Annotated in this window: 14 protein-coding genes and 1 pseudogene; 9 read left to right on the forward strand and 6 right to left on the reverse strand. The window is 42.7% G+C overall.

Annotation, left to right across the window (positions count from 1 at the left end; all coding sequences use genetic code 11):
• Positions 1 to 105: 105 nt before the first annotated feature.
• The 6 genes and pseudogenes from mutY (at position 106) to NG22_RS13830 (ending at position 7,041) form a co-directional block, all read left to right on the forward strand.
• Entirely contained in the window at positions 106 to 1,179 is a 1,074-nt protein-coding gene (mutY, locus tag NG22_RS13805; protein WP_053406261.1) for an A/G-specific adenine glycosylase, read from the forward strand.
• A 155-nt stretch (positions 1,180 to 1,334) separates the two neighbouring features.
• Positions 1,335 to 1,814, forward strand: coding sequence for a single-stranded DNA-binding protein (locus NG22_RS13810; RefSeq protein ID WP_053406262.1), 480 nt, complete (start codon positions 1,335 to 1,337; stop codon positions 1,812 to 1,814).
• Positions 1,815 to 2,545: 731 nt separating this feature from the next.
• Positions 2,546 to 3,892 carry a gliding motility-associated protein GldE gene (gene gldE / locus NG22_RS13815; RefSeq protein ID WP_157601102.1) on the forward strand — a complete coding sequence of 449 codons (1,347 nt, stop codon included), beginning with the start codon at positions 2,546 to 2,548 and terminating at the stop codon, positions 3,890 to 3,892.
• 23 nt (positions 3,893 to 3,915) lie between these two features.
• The gene (locus NG22_RS13820; protein ID WP_053406263.1) at positions 3,916 to 4,494 is read left to right on the forward strand and encodes a gliding motility protein; all 579 of its coding nucleotides are present in this window, start codon (positions 3,916 to 3,918) and stop codon (positions 4,492 to 4,494) included.
• A 25-nt stretch (positions 4,495 to 4,519) separates the two neighbouring features.
• Positions 4,520 to 6,618: pseudogene (gene recG, locus NG22_RS13825) on the forward strand (ATP-dependent DNA helicase RecG).
• A 132-nt stretch (positions 6,619 to 6,750) separates the two neighbouring features.
• Positions 6,751 to 7,041: a PLDc N-terminal domain-containing protein gene (locus NG22_RS13830; protein ID WP_053406264.1), complete on the forward strand. Its 291-nt coding sequence runs from the start codon at positions 6,751 to 6,753 to the stop codon at positions 7,039 to 7,041.
• On the opposite strand, the gene NG22_RS13835 is transcribed toward NG22_RS13830, so the two are convergent.
• The 6 genes from NG22_RS13835 to NG22_RS13860 form a co-directional block, all read right to left on the reverse strand.
• On the reverse strand, positions 7,038 to 8,300 hold the full coding sequence (locus NG22_RS13835) for an oxygenase MpaB family protein (RefSeq protein ID WP_053406265.1): 1,263 nt from the start codon (positions 8,298 to 8,300) through the stop codon (positions 7,038 to 7,040). The two genes, NG22_RS13830 and NG22_RS13835, sit on opposite strands and share 4 nt — an antisense overlap.
• Before the next feature lie 550 nt (positions 8,301 to 8,850).
• On the reverse strand, positions 8,851 to 9,834 hold the full coding sequence (locus NG22_RS13840; protein ID WP_053406266.1) for an aldo/keto reductase: 984 nt from the start codon (positions 9,832 to 9,834) through the stop codon (positions 8,851 to 8,853).
• Positions 9,835 to 10,386 (reverse strand): hypothetical protein, encoded by a 552-nt coding sequence (locus NG22_RS13845; RefSeq protein ID WP_053406267.1) that lies wholly within the window; start codon positions 10,384 to 10,386, stop codon positions 9,835 to 9,837.
• Between the two features lie 298 nt (positions 10,387 to 10,684).
• Positions 10,685 to 12,565, reverse strand: coding sequence for a GAF domain-containing protein (locus NG22_RS13850; protein WP_172674380.1), 1,881 nt, complete (start codon positions 12,563 to 12,565; stop codon positions 10,685 to 10,687).
• A 104-nt stretch (positions 12,566 to 12,669) separates the two neighbouring features.
• Positions 12,670 to 14,193: a 2,3-bisphosphoglycerate-independent phosphoglycerate mutase gene (gene gpmI, locus NG22_RS13855; RefSeq protein ID WP_053406269.1), complete on the reverse strand. Its 1,524-nt coding sequence runs from the start codon at positions 14,191 to 14,193 to the stop codon at positions 12,670 to 12,672.
• 20 nt (positions 14,194 to 14,213) lie between these two features.
• Positions 14,214 to 14,435 (reverse strand): hypothetical protein, encoded by a 222-nt coding sequence (locus NG22_RS13860; protein ID WP_053406270.1) that lies wholly within the window; start codon positions 14,433 to 14,435, stop codon positions 14,214 to 14,216.
• Between NG22_RS13860 and NG22_RS13865 the strand changes: the two genes are divergently transcribed.
• The 3 genes from NG22_RS13865 to NG22_RS13875 all read left to right on the forward strand — a co-directional run bounded on the left by NG22_RS13865 (position 14,436) and on the right by NG22_RS13875 (position 16,357).
• Positions 14,436 to 14,831, forward strand: coding sequence for a DUF4783 domain-containing protein (locus tag NG22_RS13865; RefSeq protein ID WP_053406271.1), 396 nt, complete (start codon positions 14,436 to 14,438; stop codon positions 14,829 to 14,831). It begins immediately after the preceding gene.
• Between the two features lie 127 nt (positions 14,832 to 14,958).
• Entirely contained in the window at positions 14,959 to 15,813 is an 855-nt protein-coding gene (gene nadC, locus NG22_RS13870) for a carboxylating nicotinate-nucleotide diphosphorylase (RefSeq protein ID WP_053406272.1), read from the forward strand.
• Positions 15,814 to 15,841: 28 nt separating this feature from the next.
• Positions 15,842 to 16,357, forward strand: coding sequence for a hypothetical protein (locus NG22_RS13875; protein ID WP_053406273.1), 516 nt, complete (start codon positions 15,842 to 15,844; stop codon positions 16,355 to 16,357).
• Positions 16,358 to 16,377 lie beyond the last annotated feature (20 nt).

Consider the following 16,377-nt stretch of genomic DNA (forward strand, 5'->3'; position numbering starts at 1 on the left):
TGGGCTCACAAAAATAACGGTCGGTATTTAATTAAAAAACAAATTGCGTAAAAATTATCCCTGTTTTCGCGACTTGACCGATCCATTTAAAAAAATAAAATCTCGATGCAAGACTTTGTAAATAAAATCGTTAGCTGGTATGAAAAGAATCACCGCCAACTCCCCTGGCGAGAAACCCATGACCCCTATCGCATATGGCTATCGGAAATTATCTTACAGCAAACGCGTGTAGAACAGGGACGACCTTATTACGAGCAATTTACAACAGAACACCCTAATATACAATCACTTGCCGAAGCAAATGAAGAATCAATTTTACGGCTTTGGCAGGGATTAGGCTATTATTCCAGAGCGCGAAACCTCCACAAATGCGCAAAAACGGTCGTAGCAGAACATGGAGGGCATTTTCCCAAAAAATTTGAAGATTTAAAAAAACTTCCGGGAATTGGGCCTTATACTGCTGCCGCCATTGCCTCTTTCGCTTTTGGCGAAAAAGTAGCCTGTGTAGATGGAAATGTTTACCGGCTGTTGAGCCGATTTTTCGGCATTTGGGATGATATCGCCTCGCCAAAGGGGCAAAAAATATTTTTTGCAAAGGCCCAAAGTCTGATTCCCAGCGATCGTCCTGACTTATTTAATCAGGCCACCATGGAAATGGGGGCGATGGTTTGCACTCCCAAAAAGCCCAATTGCATGTATTGCCCGCTACAGGCAGGCTGCTATGCTTTTGAGCACAATAAGCAGGAAGAGCTTCCGGTGAAAACAAAAAAAGTCAAAGTAAAAAAAAGGTATTTGCACTACCTTATCATTAAACATGAGGGAGAAGTGCTCATGAAAAAACGCGACACTAAAGGAATATGGGCGGGTTTATATGATTTCCCCCTGATAGAAGGCAAGGAAGCCATAGTTGATTTTGATGATTTATTAGAAAATACGCCTAATTTTAATGGGGGAAAATTTCTGTTGGGACAAATAAGTCAACAATACAAGCATGTTTTGACACATCAACAGCTCTTTGTGCGTTTTTTTGAGATTTCCACTAAAAATCAGGCTGCTTTCCAGCAGGTCAAAGAAGCTTTTCAATCCCAAAATTTCCCAATAGAAGAAACCATGGGGATTCCGAAACCCATTCTCATTGACCAGTACCTGAAAGAACACCAACTAGAAGGTGTAGAATAACAAGGGATAATCGACAAAATATAGTCGATAATTTCACCTTTCAGGGTTTTTACCCTACATTAGAGAAAAGGGCTAAATCAAAATTGAACAAAGCACTTTTGAAAGTAGACCGTTATATTAGACAAAAGAAAAATTATATATAAATAACATTTCATATGATCAATAAAGCAACAATACTCGGAAGGCTGGGCGCTGACCCTGAAGTTCGTCATCTTGAAAATGGAGTGATGGTCGCAAATATAAATGTGGCAACCACTGAGGTTTACAAAGACCGAAATACAGGAGAGCGCCGGGAATCTACGGAGTGGCACCGCATCGTGCTATGGAGAGGCTTAGCTGATATTGCAGAGAAATACCTCAAAAAGGGAGATTTGGTGTATATAGAAGGGAAGATTGAAACCCGCTCTTATCAGGACCAAACCGGCGTTACTAAATATACCACAGATATTGTGGCTCGTGAAATGAAATTGATGCCTAAGGCAAGACCTGAGGGAGCTCCTGCACCTGCAGCAGCTCCAGCCAGCCAAAAGCCGCAACCGGAAGTGATGCAACCTCAGACCAACACCATGGTTAATGACCCATTACAAGCTCCTGCAGCACCCAATACTGCTGCGGATGATGATCTTCCTTTTTAAAAAATACAATCGCCCTTCGGGGCGATTTTTTTTACCAAAAACTGAGCCCCCGCCAACAAGCCGAAATTTCCCTGCTAAAATCCTCCTTTAGCTGCAAGGCAGGAAAATAAAGGAATTTTTCCTATTTCGTTTTTATCAAGAAAAAATGAAAAATAAACGATTAATTATACTATATAAGGTATTGAATGGCTGATCTAGCTTTTTATGAAAAAGCCCTGTTAATCGGGTTAAGCCAGAATGACCGCTTAACTAAAGTCAAAAAATCGGGAAAATCATGATCCGGTTATCATTTATTTACAATAAACAACGGAAAGGAAGCTTCACCCGAATTATTTACCGCCAGACTAAATGAGCTGCTGTAAATATCTATATTTCAGGTTTTTTTGATTATTTTTATCGAATTATCAATAGCTCGAATTTGGGTATGCTTGCTTTCTCCTCATTCATCTGCTTCGTTGGGAAAAACTCGAAATAGGAAGCTATTCCTTCATTTTTCCCGCCTTGCAGTTAAACGAGGATTTAAGCATAAACAATCCGGGTTAACCAACACCGGCAATTTAGGAGGCAACAAAACCCAAGCTATTGGATTCCGCTTGAATGATTTTGAGAAAAATGAATTACGCCGGCCGTGATTCCGGAGAATAACCCATAATCTTAAAGCCAAATTGCTTGGATTAGATTGAATTTCCCGATTTTTTTGTATTTTATCGAAAAACATCCTTTACACTAATTTGGAAACTTCCGCGATTGATGACCCCTACCCGTTGTACCTGGCAATAGGTAGCTTTTTTACAGGAGAATTTCTCTACTACAGCTTCAACGGCTTATTGATCGTTGCGCTTTTGGTCATGTCTTTTATTGCCTCAGGATCTGAGGTCGCTTTCTTTTCTTTGGATACGGAAACCATCAAAAAATCTAAATCCGGAGACAGCGGAGACCGATTGGTTTACGAACTGATCAGCAAACCCAAAAGACTGCTCGCCAACATCCTGATCCTCAACAACTTCATCAACGTATCCATGGTACTCATTACCACAGTAATGGTTTGGCATGCGGTAGGAAGTGATGAGTCTGACGCCGGGGTAATTGCGCTCACCACTACCGGCCTTTCACTGGTCATCGTCTTTTTTGGAGAAATTATCCCAAAGGTTTTTGCCCGTCAGAATAATCTGAAATTCGCCAAATTCTCCGGCCGAATTTTAAAGGCTTCGGAATTCCTTTTCACGCCGCTTTCCTGGCTTTTAATGAGCTGGTCCAATATTATTGAAAGTCGTATTCAGCGAAAAGGCTATCAGATTTCAGCAGATGAAATATATCACATCCTGGAACTGACTGAAAAAAGTACCTCTAAGGAAGAAAAGGACATTCTGAGAGGAATTGTCAACTTCAGCTCCCTGACTGTGAAACAGGTGATGAGAAGCCGAATGGACATCACCGCTTTTGAGTTGGAAATGGACTTCCATGAGCTCATGGACAGCATCAACAAAAATAACTATTCCCGAATTCCGGTATTTAATGATACCATCGATAAGATAGAGGGTATTTTATATGTAAAAGACCTGCTGCCCCACATTGAGAAAGATGAACACTTTAAATGGCAGGAACTCTTAAGGCCGGCCTATTTTGTTCCTGAGCTCAAAAAAATTGATGGTTTATTGAAAGAATTTCAGGAAAAACGGGTACACATGGCCATCATCGTAGATGAGTATGGCGGAACCTCGGGGCTCATTACTCTGGAAGATATCATTGAGGAAATTGTTGGGGAGATCAAAGATGAGTATGATGATGAAGAAATTGCCTTTAAGGAAATTGACTCCAATACTTTTATCTTCGAAGGAAAAACCTCCCTGAATGATTTTGCCAAAGTGCTCGACATCGATATCAATGACTTCGAACCACTTAAAGGGGAAAGCGAGTCTTTAGGCGGACTGCTGCTTGAAATTAACCACAAACTGCCTAATGTAGGACAGGAAATAGCGGTTAATAACCTTAACTTTACCATCAATTCCGTAGACAAAAAGCGGATTAAGCGTGTAAGAGTAAAACGCACTCAAATGACGAAATCCGACAAAAACTAAGTCGAAAAGCCAAGCCCAAAATCATGAAATTAAGATATTACTTTTTTAGCATTTGCCTGCTGATAGGCGCTCAAGCCTGCAATGATCAAAGCTATTACCCAAAACCAACGGCCCTCTACCGTATCCCGCTGCCCGAACATGCATATATTTCCGCACCGGACAGCATGCCCTATGATTTTGAAATGTCTAAATATGCCGTGATTAAACCTGACACCTCCTGGATAGCGGAGGAGCATTGGATTCATGTGTTTTACCCGGAATTTGTGGCCGATATACAACTGACCTATAAGGCGATCGACTCTCAGGAAAAGCTAGAAGAATTCGTTAATGAAAGCTATCGGCTTACCCATAAACAACAAATAAAGGCCACTGCCATTGACGAAGGTACCTTCACCAGTGCGAATGGTCATTTAGTAAGTGTGGCGGCCATTGAGGGAGAAGTACCTACTCAATTTCAGTTTTTCACTACTGACAGCAGTAAGCACTTTCTCCGCGGGGCATTATATTTCAGAACAGCTACGGCCAATGATAGCCTCGCCCCGGTGATCCAGTATGTAACGGATGATATCTTCCATATGATGAACACACTGGAGTGGAAATAAAGACTTTTTTATAGCTGGGAAGGGAATGGTTGAGAATTTTTTCAATACAAAAATTGAATTTCTTAAAGGGGTCGGCCCAAAAAAGGCGGAAATTCTTAAGAAAGAACTGAATATTCACACAGTTGGAGATCTCATCCAGCATTACCCCTTCCGGCATGAGGATCGCTCTCAGTACCATCAGCTGGATCAAATTCAGTCCGACATGCCCTACATTCAGGTCAGAGGCTGGATCAGAAAGGTTGAAACTATTGGCGAAAAACAAAAGCAACGATTGGTGGCCACATTCTCCGATGAGCACGGAAGCATTGAGCTGGTGTGGTTCAAAGGAGCCAAATGGATTGAAAAACAACTGACTGTTGGGCAAGAGTTACTGGTTTTTGGGAAACCTCAATTATATGGGGCAAAGTTCAGCATTGCCCATCCGGAAATTGAGCTGGTGACCGAAACACACCAGCCCAGCGGGGGGGGCTCCAACCTATTTATCACACTACAGAGGTGATGAAAAGACGCTTCCTGGACAGCAAGGCACTTTCAAAACTCATGAAAACTGCTGTCAACCAGTCTCTGGAACACGTCAATGAAAGTCTTCCGGACTATCTGATGGAGCATTTTAAGCTGATTGACAAAAGAACAGCGCTCTGGCATATTCATTTTCCGCCTACCATAGAGGCCCTTCAGAAGGCAAAGTTCCGATTAAAAAAGGAGGAACTTTTCTTTCTACAATTACAGTTACTCAAACTAAAAATTGCCCGCACAGACAAATTCAAGGGAATGGTGCTGAAAAGAACCAATTTGCTAAATACTTTTTACCAGCAACACCTGCCCTTTGATTTAACCGGCGCTCAGAAAAGAGTGATCAAGGAAATACATGCCGACATGGCTTCGGGCGAACAAATGAACCGGCTGGTACAGGGAGATGTCGGCTCCGGGAAAACCATTGTTGCCTTTATCTCCATGTTGATCGCCGTTGCCAGCGGAACCCAGTCTGCCTTAATGGCCCCTACGGAAATTCTTGCCACTCAACACTATGAGGGACTGAAACCCTTTGCTGATATGATGGGGGTGACCATTGAATTACTCACCGGCTCCACCCGTAAAGCCAAAAGAAGGATCATTGATGAAACCCTTCGGTCCGGCGAACTCAAAATAATCGTAGGTACGCATGCTCTTTTGGAAGATACCGTTCAATTCAAATTATTGGGACTGGCTATTGTGGACGAGCAACACCGTTTTGGAGTAGCCCAAAGAGCTAAATTATGGAATAAAAACGCAGGAATTTACCCTCATATTCTGGTGATGACCGCCACGCCCATTCCGCGTACACTTGCGATGACACTATATGGTGACCTGGATGTTTCGGTGATTGATGAACTTCCCGCCGGAAGGAAACCCATACAGACTTTTCATATGAATGACAGCGGGCGCCTTCGGGTCAATGGGTTCATTAAAAAGGAAATTGAAAAGGGACGACAAGTTTATATCGTATATCCGCTGATAGAAGAATCGGAAACATTAGATATCAAAGATCTACAGGACGGATATGAAAGCATTTGCAGGGCATTTCCCGAAAACCACATCAGTATTGTCCACGGCCGCATGAAACCGGAAGACAAAGAATTTGAAATGCAGCGGTTTATCAAAAATGAAACCCAAATCATGGTCGCCACCACGGTAATTGAGGTAGGGGTGAATGTGCCTAACGCTTCGGTAATGATCATTGAAAATGCAGAACGATTTGGGTTGGCGCAGCTGCACCAGCTCAGAGGAAGGGTAGGCCGGGGCGCAGAGCAATCTTATTGTATTTTAATGAGTAAGGAAAAACTAAGCAAAGAGGGAAAAGTCAGAATGGAAACTATGGTACGGACCAATAATGGATTTGAAATTGCAGATGTTGACCTTAAACTCAGAGGCCCGGGAGATATCAGTGGAACACAGCAAAGTGGGGTATTAGACCTGTTAATAGCGGATTTAGCAACAGATGGCGCCCTTCTACAGGCGGCAAGAGATGCTGCAAAAAGAATACTGGAAAGGGACCCTGAATTAGCCCATCCCAAGAACCAACCCATTCTTCGTCACATTAATTCCCTAAAGAAGACAACTACCAATTGGGGTAGAATAAGTTAAAAATCATTTTGAGATATCTTATTATTATTAAAATTATTGACTTTCTCCTCAATTAATTGTACTGAAAAACTAATTCTTAATTAATCATACAGATTTGCCTGAAACGTACCTTTGTATTGGAGGAAAATCAATATGAAAAAATTCGTTTCAGAAGCTTATAATGCCTTCCCACTAAAAGCATTAACGGTTATCAGCTGCATGTTGATGCTCGTTATTCTTGCGCTTTCTCTTTTCGAATATCAATTAAGCTCCTATTTTTTTCTTGGGTCTCAGATCGGGCTGTTCATTACCTGGATAATTTCTATGGCCTATATCTATTTATTTAATAAAGAAAAGAGAACCATTTGGATGGTTTTCATGATCCTCCTTCCTTTTATCACACCCATTGCCTATTTGTTAAGAGGCTCCATAAAATCCCGTTAATCCAATTGCCATTTGGGTTTTCGGCCTGAAAGAGTCAGTTTCCATTTATCCCAAAAACGAAGGGATCTTCTTTCATACCAGCCTCCAGGATGCGGAGCGACATACCGATGCTTCAGCGAAGGAGAGAGGTAAAAAGCAATTTCCGAGGAGCCATTATAATAATGCATTGCAGCCTGTAAAAAGCTATTATTAAAAATTTCCACCAGCCTTCTCATCTTCGCTGGCCTGTCCAGGAGTTCATCATATGCCCCCACAAAGTGGCGAAAAAGCAGGCTCACTTTTTTTTCCAGGTGATGAGGTTCCACCTGCAGGTTGATGGCCTTAGACAGTTCTTTTCCTATAAAAAACTCAATTAAAATTGCGGGCACATCATCGAGAATATTTCCTGGAATCACATATTCAAAAAACTCAATCAGGGATTTGGTCAGGACTTCACCTGCTTTGGAGGCTAATCGCTGATCCTGCAAAATAGACATCCCGGTGCGTTTTCCCTCCTGATAAGTATGTGGGATCAATTCAGGCTGCACGCCCATCAAATGCCCCACTACTTTCCATACATGCAGATAGGCCTCCACTTCCTCATCTTTTAGCGCAATACCCAATTGCTCCAAACCCATCAGTGGAAAAACGGAAAAAGACAAAAGCGTGCCCAGCATATCCTCCTGATTAATGGGCATTCCAAAATGATCTACCTCCCATCCTGCAGGATCTTTCAGGATTCTCGCACGGACCACCGCATGCATTAATCGTACTTTTTGTATGGATCGAATCCCCTTACCCTTTTTCCCTAAACCACCATCGGCCATGATGTCCAGTACAAACTGAGAGGTCTCCATTAACCTCCTGACAAAAGGCTGCAGATTCTTTTGCTGCATTTCAAACTGCCCGGTGCGGTGCAACACTTCCGCTCCCAGACCGCAGGCGTAAGTGGCCGGAAGGGATTTCAACAACAATAACATGGAAATCAATGTCCCGTGCTGCTGAAAAAAGCGCTCCCCTTTGGCGATTAATTGAGGATCAGCGAAATCGGGCAGGGAAGAGGTATGGGCAAAGTAGGTTTTTAAATAATCAGGAATCTGATCCTCAGGAAAATGCTTATTCGATTTAAGTTGATCAAAGAGGGCATTGACTTTGGCAATCTGAGCATAACCTCCCTCCACTATGGGGGCTATGGCCTCATCAGCTAAAGGGTCGGCCAGCAAGCGTAAAGCCTTCCAATCTATATTTTTGGGCTTAGGGTTTTGTGTCAATTCAGGCATCTGTCAGGTTTTAGTTTTGAAACATCCCTGAAGATAATATTTTATATGATATCTAACTGATTTTTAAGCGCCTGTTTAACCCGGATTATTCATGCTTCAATCATCGTTTAGCTGCAAGGCGGGAAAAATGAAGGAATAGTTTTCTATTTCGATTTTTTTCCAACGAAGCAGATGAATGAGGAGAAAGCAAGCTTGCCCAAATTTGGGCTATTAAAAAATCAGCCCACACGGATGTCCTACACTGATAATTAGCTAGTTAAAACAAGTTCCTAAATCTAGCGGTGAATAATTCGGGTTAAACCCAATATTTGCCCTCTAAAATGGAAATAGCAGAAACCGCAATCGAATATTTGGGAAAAAATGCGTGACTATCATCTGAAAATGATCCACAACCCCATGACCGCTTTAAATAATCTGAAATCACCCCCAGTTAGGCTACTTTTAAAGGCGCTCTAAAATGAAGAATTTCATCTTATTTCAGGAAACTTCCCTTCCTTAAACTAACCAAGAAGATAAAAAAGAAAGAGATTTACCTTTGCCCGAGGGTAAGCTAGTTCCAGGATAAACTTTTTCGCTTACCCCAATAATCCTCCGAACCCATCGCCATGGCGCGCAGTAAATCCATATCCTCCTGATCCAGCCGAACCGAATTCGCCAATACATTAGATTCAAGATGCGCCACCGTACTCGCGCCACTCAACACCACATCGGCCCAGTCCTGATGCAAAACAAAGGCCAGGGCAATGGCGTCCATTCCCACCTGATGTTTCCAAGCCATTTGCTTAAGATCGCTGACAAAAGGCTCCTCCTGATTTCGGGAAGTCAAGCGCCCATTGGCCACCGCCTCTTTTATGATGACTCCCATTCCTGCTTCATGAGCCGTCTGAAGCATGCGCTCTGCAGAGGTTTCCAATACATTATAAGTGGCCTGCACGGCATCAAACAACCTTTGCCCGTCTATGAAAATATTCATGGCTTCCTCCAAAACTTCTGCTTGTTGTGCTCCACTCAGAGAAAGACCAATCCGAATACCCATTTGCTCCTTTAATTCCTGAAGTGCATGATGCACGGCTGAATTGGTCAGGATGCCACTTTCCAAAGTAGCAGAGTGTACCTGATATAAATCTATATGGCTTCCCAAATGCTGCTCACTTTCCAGCCATTGTTGCTGAAATCGACCAAGGGAATGATCCTTCACCTCATGTACCTCCGCCTCAATTTCCCAATCCGCCACATAATAATAACCCCATTTGGAACCTACGCTAATTTCCTTCGGATTGAACGTCTTTAGCCAATTCCCCATGAATTGTTCCCCAAGCCCATAACTTCTGGCAGTATCAAAGTAGCGGATTCCGGCAGCATAAGCCGCCTCCAGCACCTGATGGGTACGGGCTTCCATTTCTGCCTGATCATAATTCCGCTGCAAATCTTCTGCATGGCCTAAATTAATATAGGCCGGACGCCCCAAAGCCGCGGTACCAATCCCCAAGCGGCTGACTTTTATGCCCGTTTTCCCTAAATCTCTTAATTCCATTTACCAAAGAGGTTTAATTTCTACCGTATAAGTTACCGTATCCTGCATGACGACTTTCGTCAGCCCATGGACTTCATAGGAAATTAACTGGTCGTCCTTCCATTTCAGGCTGATTTTTCGATTGGCTTTGTGCACCAGCGTTTCCCCTCTAAGATAGGCCACTAAACTGTTCATACCATCCCGATCCTTGACCTCCAGGGAAATCACACTGGCTTTAGTATCTTCAGTGAGCAGCTCATAACGAAGGCTTTGGCCCAATGAGTCTACCTTATAAAGCCCCTCCAAAACAGGTTTATTTAAATCAATATCATCCAGTAATTTGAACTGGTTTTCCCAATTCACTGATGGCCCTTCTATTTTCACCTTTTCTACTTTTTGACCAATGGCCACATACTGTTCAACCGCAGGCTGCAACTTTTCCAAATGATTTTTCAGCCTGTTTTCCACAGTTTTCACATCAAAATAAGCAGGGCTTTCTTCTTTCTTCGGATCCATATTACAAGAAGAAAGCAGTACCGCTAAGGCAAAAGCGATTGATAAGGAAAGTCTCATTGAGTTTGTTTTAATGAAGGGGCAATAAATAAAAAAATCAATCCAAATAAAAATCCGGTAACTCACCGGATTCAATGAATTAAACCGAATTATGCAAGCTTACATCCTCGGTTAGCTGTAAGGCGGAAAAAATGAAGGAATTTTTCCTATTTCGACCTTTTTCCAACGAAACGGATGAACGAGGAGCAAGCAAGCTCACCCAAATTTGAACTATTTTTAAATCAGAAATAACGTTTTCAACACACTGAAAATAAACACCCTGAACAAGATAATGGAATCTGGGGGTACAGCACTCGGCTTATGCTTTCAAACCACTGGCTGTAGTGGATTTCCTTCTGATCCAAATCCACACTTCTCCTTTCCATTCCAAATGACCTCTTTCTTCCCAAAAGCCGTCCTCTTCGAACAAACAAGGCGTTTCAGACTGAAGTGTTTGCTGATCTCTGCTCTGGAACTCTGCTAAAAGACGGCTATCCTTCACCAGCTGCATATCCTGTCGGCCCAATACTTCTTCTACCTCATGGTAACCAAGGTGCTCTGCGAACAACTTGCTGAGCATTTCATATTGTCCATTCACTTTCTTCACCGCCCAGGATTGGTCACCTCCGGACAATTTAGTCAGAATCATTTCATTGAATTCCAGTTTATCCTGAATCTGCTTGGTCGATGTTTTTTGCTCCTGTTGTAAACGGCTCATTTGTTCATGGGTCGCCTGCATCTCTTCCATATTCTGACGCAATTCCTCTTCCTGCGCCCTCATCTGTTCGGCCTGCTCCTGCGTTTCTCTCAATAATTTGGAGGTTTGCTCATTGGTTCGCGCATTATAGATGGTCATGGCAATAGACTGGGCCGCCTCCTCTAAGAAATCTAATTGATGCTGATCAAAGGAGTGAAAAGAAGCCAGCTCCAGAATTCCTTCTACCTGATCATTATTCTTCAGGGGTAATACCAACAAAGCACGCGGACGGGCATCCCCCAAACCGGAGGTAATTCGAATAAAATCTTCCGGAATCTCAGTCATATAAACCGTTTTCTGTTCCAAAAACACCTGCCCTACAAGCCCCTCACCGATTTTGATCTGTCCCTGCTCATACTTTTTCCTACTGAAAGCATAGGTGGCCGTTTGGTCTAAATAGCCCTCCCCTCCAACTTCCTGATATACATAAAAAGTGCCTTGAACAGCACCCAAATAACTTACTAATTGCGGAAGCAACTGATCTCCTAAATGAGCCAGATTATCAAAGTCATTCCGAATTATATTCGTTAAAGCCGCCAGGCCCTCAATCTTCCAAAGACGTTGTTTCTCTTCCACCGCCACTGACTTCAATTGCTGGCGCATATGAATCAGGGAATTCCCCAAAAGATCATCCTTCCCCTGCGCTGTATAATCTTCCTCCAGATTACCTTCTCCTACCTGATTGGCAAAATTAGAAGCTGCCTTCAGGTTGTCACCCACTTTGGATAAGGACCGGCTCAGGCCTTTAAAATCTTTAAGACTGGTTACGATATATTTTTCAGGAAGCTTCCCCTCGGCCATAAAATCCAGAAGATGACTAAAATTACTGATCGGTTTCTTCACAATTCGGATGGTATATACCACAAATCCCAGAATCTGAAGAAATATAAAAGCTAAAAAGAACAGGTAGGAAAGGGTGAGATCTGCTATTTCCTCATTAGTCCCCGCAATATGGTCAGCCAGCATTTTGTCCAACTCTTTTTCCAATGCCATCAGCTGTCGCTTTACCATTTGCCCCTCCTGAATCACGGCCAGATCAAGGCTGTTTTGCTTAAAATGAATTAGAAAAAGATCAATCTGTTCAATCAGTAGCGCTACTCTTTTATTAATATTGGCATCTTCCGTGTTATTAAAAGCTAATTGAGTCGAAGTCAAAGCGACATTATAATCCGTAAACGCCTGAATAACCCGATCATTGACCACATTATCGGCAGAATGTTGTAAGACCGAAAATACCAATAAGTCTCCGATCGCACTTTCCATATCCGCCACTGCAAACCTCAAGGGGGTTAAGCCCTTTTCTTCAACATCTCTTCGGGCCGCAATTTTATCTTTGAGAGAAAATAATTTGACTGAGGGGAGCAAACTAATAAGCACAACGATCCCGAAAAAAATCAAATAGCGTTCAGCTAATGATTTCTCCTTAGAAAGCAAAAGATTCATAATGGGTATTTTTGAACTAAAAAACCCAAATTTCATAAAAAAAGCCTAATCAATCTAATGATCAGGCTTTTAAATTTTTTCTTTATTTTATTTTAGGATAATTCTTAGACTAAACAATCCCCTGTCATATCTGCGGGCTGCTCAATGCCCATCAATTTCAAAATGGTTGGTGCCACATCACCCAACTTACCATCTTTCACAGGACCGTTGAATTCCTTATCGATAATGACACAAGGAACCGGGTTAGTGGTGTGAGCAGTGTTAGGCGTACCATCATTATTCACCATGAAGTCAGAATTACCGTGATCCGCTAACAATACAATAGAATAATCATGCGCTAATGCTTCGTTCACTACAGCTTCAGCACACTTATCTACTGTTTCGGCTGCTTTCACTGCTGCTTCAAATACACCGGTATGACCTACCATATCCGTGTTCGCAAAGTTCAAACATACGAAATCAGGCCATTCGTTCTGAATCTCAGGGATAATGGCATCACGGATATCTTCCGCAGACATTTCCGGCTTCAAATCGTAAGTGGCCACCTTTGGAGATGGGCAAAGCAAACGCTTCTCCCCTTCAAATTCAGCCTCACGACCACCAGAGAAGAAGAAGGTTACGTGTGGGTATTTCTCCGTCTCGGCAATACGGATTTGCTTACGACCCGCCTTCTCAATTACCTCGCCAATCGTGTTGGTCAGGTTATCTTTATCGAAAATTACAGATACGTTCTTGAAAGTAGCATCGTAATTCGTCAACGTCACATACTTCAGTTTCAAAGGCGTCATATCCTGCTCAGGGAATGCTTCCTGCGTCAATGCCTTAGAAATCTCACGACCACGGTCCGTACGGTAGTTGAAGCAGATCACTACATCATCCTCTTCAATTTTCGCGATTGGGTTACCCGCAGCATCTGTATTTACGATTGGCTTGATGAACTCATCCGTTACATCCGCATCGTAAGAAGCCTGAATCGCCGCAGGTACGTCGGTAGTTTTTTCACCAACCGCATTTACCATTACATCATAAGCCAATTTCACGCGCTCCCAACGGTTATCACGGTCCATGGCAAAGTAACGACCTACTACTGAAGCCAACTGACCGGTAGTCTCCGCCATATGAGCAGTCAAGTTCTCCAAATGACCTTTTCCTGACTTAGGATCACAGTCACGACCATCCGTAAAAGCATGAACGAAAACATTTTCTTTCAAGCCTTTTTCTGCCGTGATCGACAACAAGCCTTTCAGGTGGTTGATGTGAGAGTGAACCCCTCCATCAGAAACCAAACCAATGTAGTGAACTTTCTTGTTGTTCTCCTTGGCATAGTTCAACGCTTCTACCAACACCTCATTGTTATCCAATGTGTGCTCTTCGATAGATTTGTTAATCTTTACCAAATCCTGATACACAATACGGCCTGCCCCAAGGTTCATGTGACCAACCTCAGAGTTACCCATTTGGCCCTCAGGAAGACCTACCAACAAACCGGATGCTTCCAGTTTGGAGTGGGAGTACTTACCGTAAAGAGAATCTACAAATGGAGTTTGTGCTTTGTCGATCGCTGATACCTCTGGATTTGGAGCAATTCCCCATCCGTCAAGGATCATAAGGATAACTTTCTTATTCATGACAATTCTTTATTGTGAAATTAGATTTTTTCAACTGTTGGCAGTTTGCTGACGTTTTTCCCAAGGAATTTCACCAGCAAAATGTGATACAAAAATAACAGAATGCATTGGGGCGCAAGATGATCTAAATCATTATAATAATCAATTAAAGGTAAATTTAAAGCCCAAGGATCAGGATTAACAATAGAATTATTATATTGTAACTTCTTTGCTAAATATTGAATTTTCCATTCAACCAGCATATGAGAAAATTTTATCCCATTTTCCTATTACCGATACTCCTGTGCATTGGCTTTCAGGGGCATGCGCAAAATGATGTTTTGCAAAAAGTACGCACCGCCCTTAAAACCGGAAACGCCAAAGAACTCAGCCGGCATGTTCACCAGAACGCCGAGCTTACTTTTGATGGCGAAAAAGCTAATTATAGCCGGACACAGGCAGAGTTCGTGTTAAAAGACTTCTTTAAGAAGAATCCCCCCGTGGATTTTCAATATGTTCATCAGGGCACTTCTCGTGAGGGCCTGAAGTACAGTATTGGAAAATATGAGACGCAAACCGCTACCTATCGGGTCTATATGTTCGTCAAGCCCTATGACGGCAACTATTATGTAGACACCATTGATTTCAGTAAGGAATAAATTAAGGAACACCTTATATTAGGTAAAGCTCCCTGTGAGCCAGGGAGATATCTCCCGACTATCGTCATAATTTTTTAACTCTTTATGGACGCTTGTCATTTGTGGCCTTAATTTATACTTTTGCACCATGTTAGCATATTTGACTGAAGAAGCTTTGGAACAGTGCATTCGCACTGCGATAAAGGAGGATATTGGAGATGGTGACCATTCAACGCTAGCAGCTATTCCGGAAGATGCGCAATCAAGGGCGCAGATGATCATCAAAGATGATGGCATTATTGCCGGACTGGAAGTTGCCAAGCGGGTGTTCAATATCGTAGAACCTCGATTAAAAGTGAGCCTTAAAAAGCATGATGGTGATCATGTGAAATTTGGCGATATAGCGTTGATTGTGGAAGGGCCTGTTCGGGGTATTCTTACTGCAGAGCGCATTGTTTTGAATTTTGCACAGCGCATGAGTGGCATTGCCACGCGCACGCATCGCATTAGCCAGCTTATTGAAGGGACCAACACCCGACTACTGGACACCCGTAAAACCACGCCAAATGTGCGAATCATGGAAAAATGGGCGGTTCATATTGGTGGGGGAAAAAATCACCGTTTCGGTTTGTACGATATGATCATGCTGAAGGACAATCATAATGATTATGCCGGAGGGATCAGACAATCCGTTACCGCAACCCAAAAATACCTGAAAGAAAAAGGGCTGGACCTTCGCGTAGAAGTGGAAACCCGAAATTTGGAAGAGGTGAAGGAATGCCTGGAAGTGGACGGCATTGACGTGATCATGCTGGACAATATGCAGCCCGACATGATGCGGGAAGCCATTGCCCTGATTGACGGGAAATGCCAGACGGAAGCGTCCGGTGGTATAACGGAAGAGAATATTCGTGAGATGGCCGAAACCGGAGTGGATTTCATTTCCGTAGGTGCACTGACGCATTCCTTTAAAAGTTTAGACATTAGCTTGAAAGCATTCTAAGTCAATTGACTTATTATCATTTACAATTATGATCATAAAGACCAAAAAAATTCAACTGGACAAAAACGAGTACATCAAAATGGCGATGTTGCACACCCTGAAAAAACAGTGGTGGGTAGCGCTTATTTTTCTGGCCATTTGCTGCGGTGGATTTCTAACCCCTTCAGGTTGGGGATGGTGGATTGGTGGTGCTGTTGTAGCCCTGATCCTCTACGTTTTATTTTGGATGATCCAGTTTGCAGGCCTTACTCAGATGGAGCAGGGGCAATTACTTTTTGAAAAGCTCTTCTATGAAATCACCAGTCAGCAGATCCTGATCAAGATGAATGAAAGACAGGGAATGCCGATGAAGTGGGAGCAGGTTCAGGAAATTATCAAGAGTGAAGATGCTTACGAATTGTGGGTATCCAAAGCACAATTGATTCATTTGCCGTTTAAGGCATTTAAAGGCGAGCGAGAATTCAGCTTCATGGAAAGTGCCATTTTCGATCGCAAGTTTGACAAAAAAGGCAAAAACAAATGGGTGCTTAAGCAAGCTTCCTGATGATCATAAAAAATTATGAA

Origin of the sequence: Persicobacter sp. CCB-QB2 (assembly GCF_001274635.1) — a bacterium.
Classification (GTDB): domain Bacteria; phylum Bacteroidota; class Bacteroidia; order Cytophagales; family Cyclobacteriaceae; genus Persicobacter; species Persicobacter diffluens.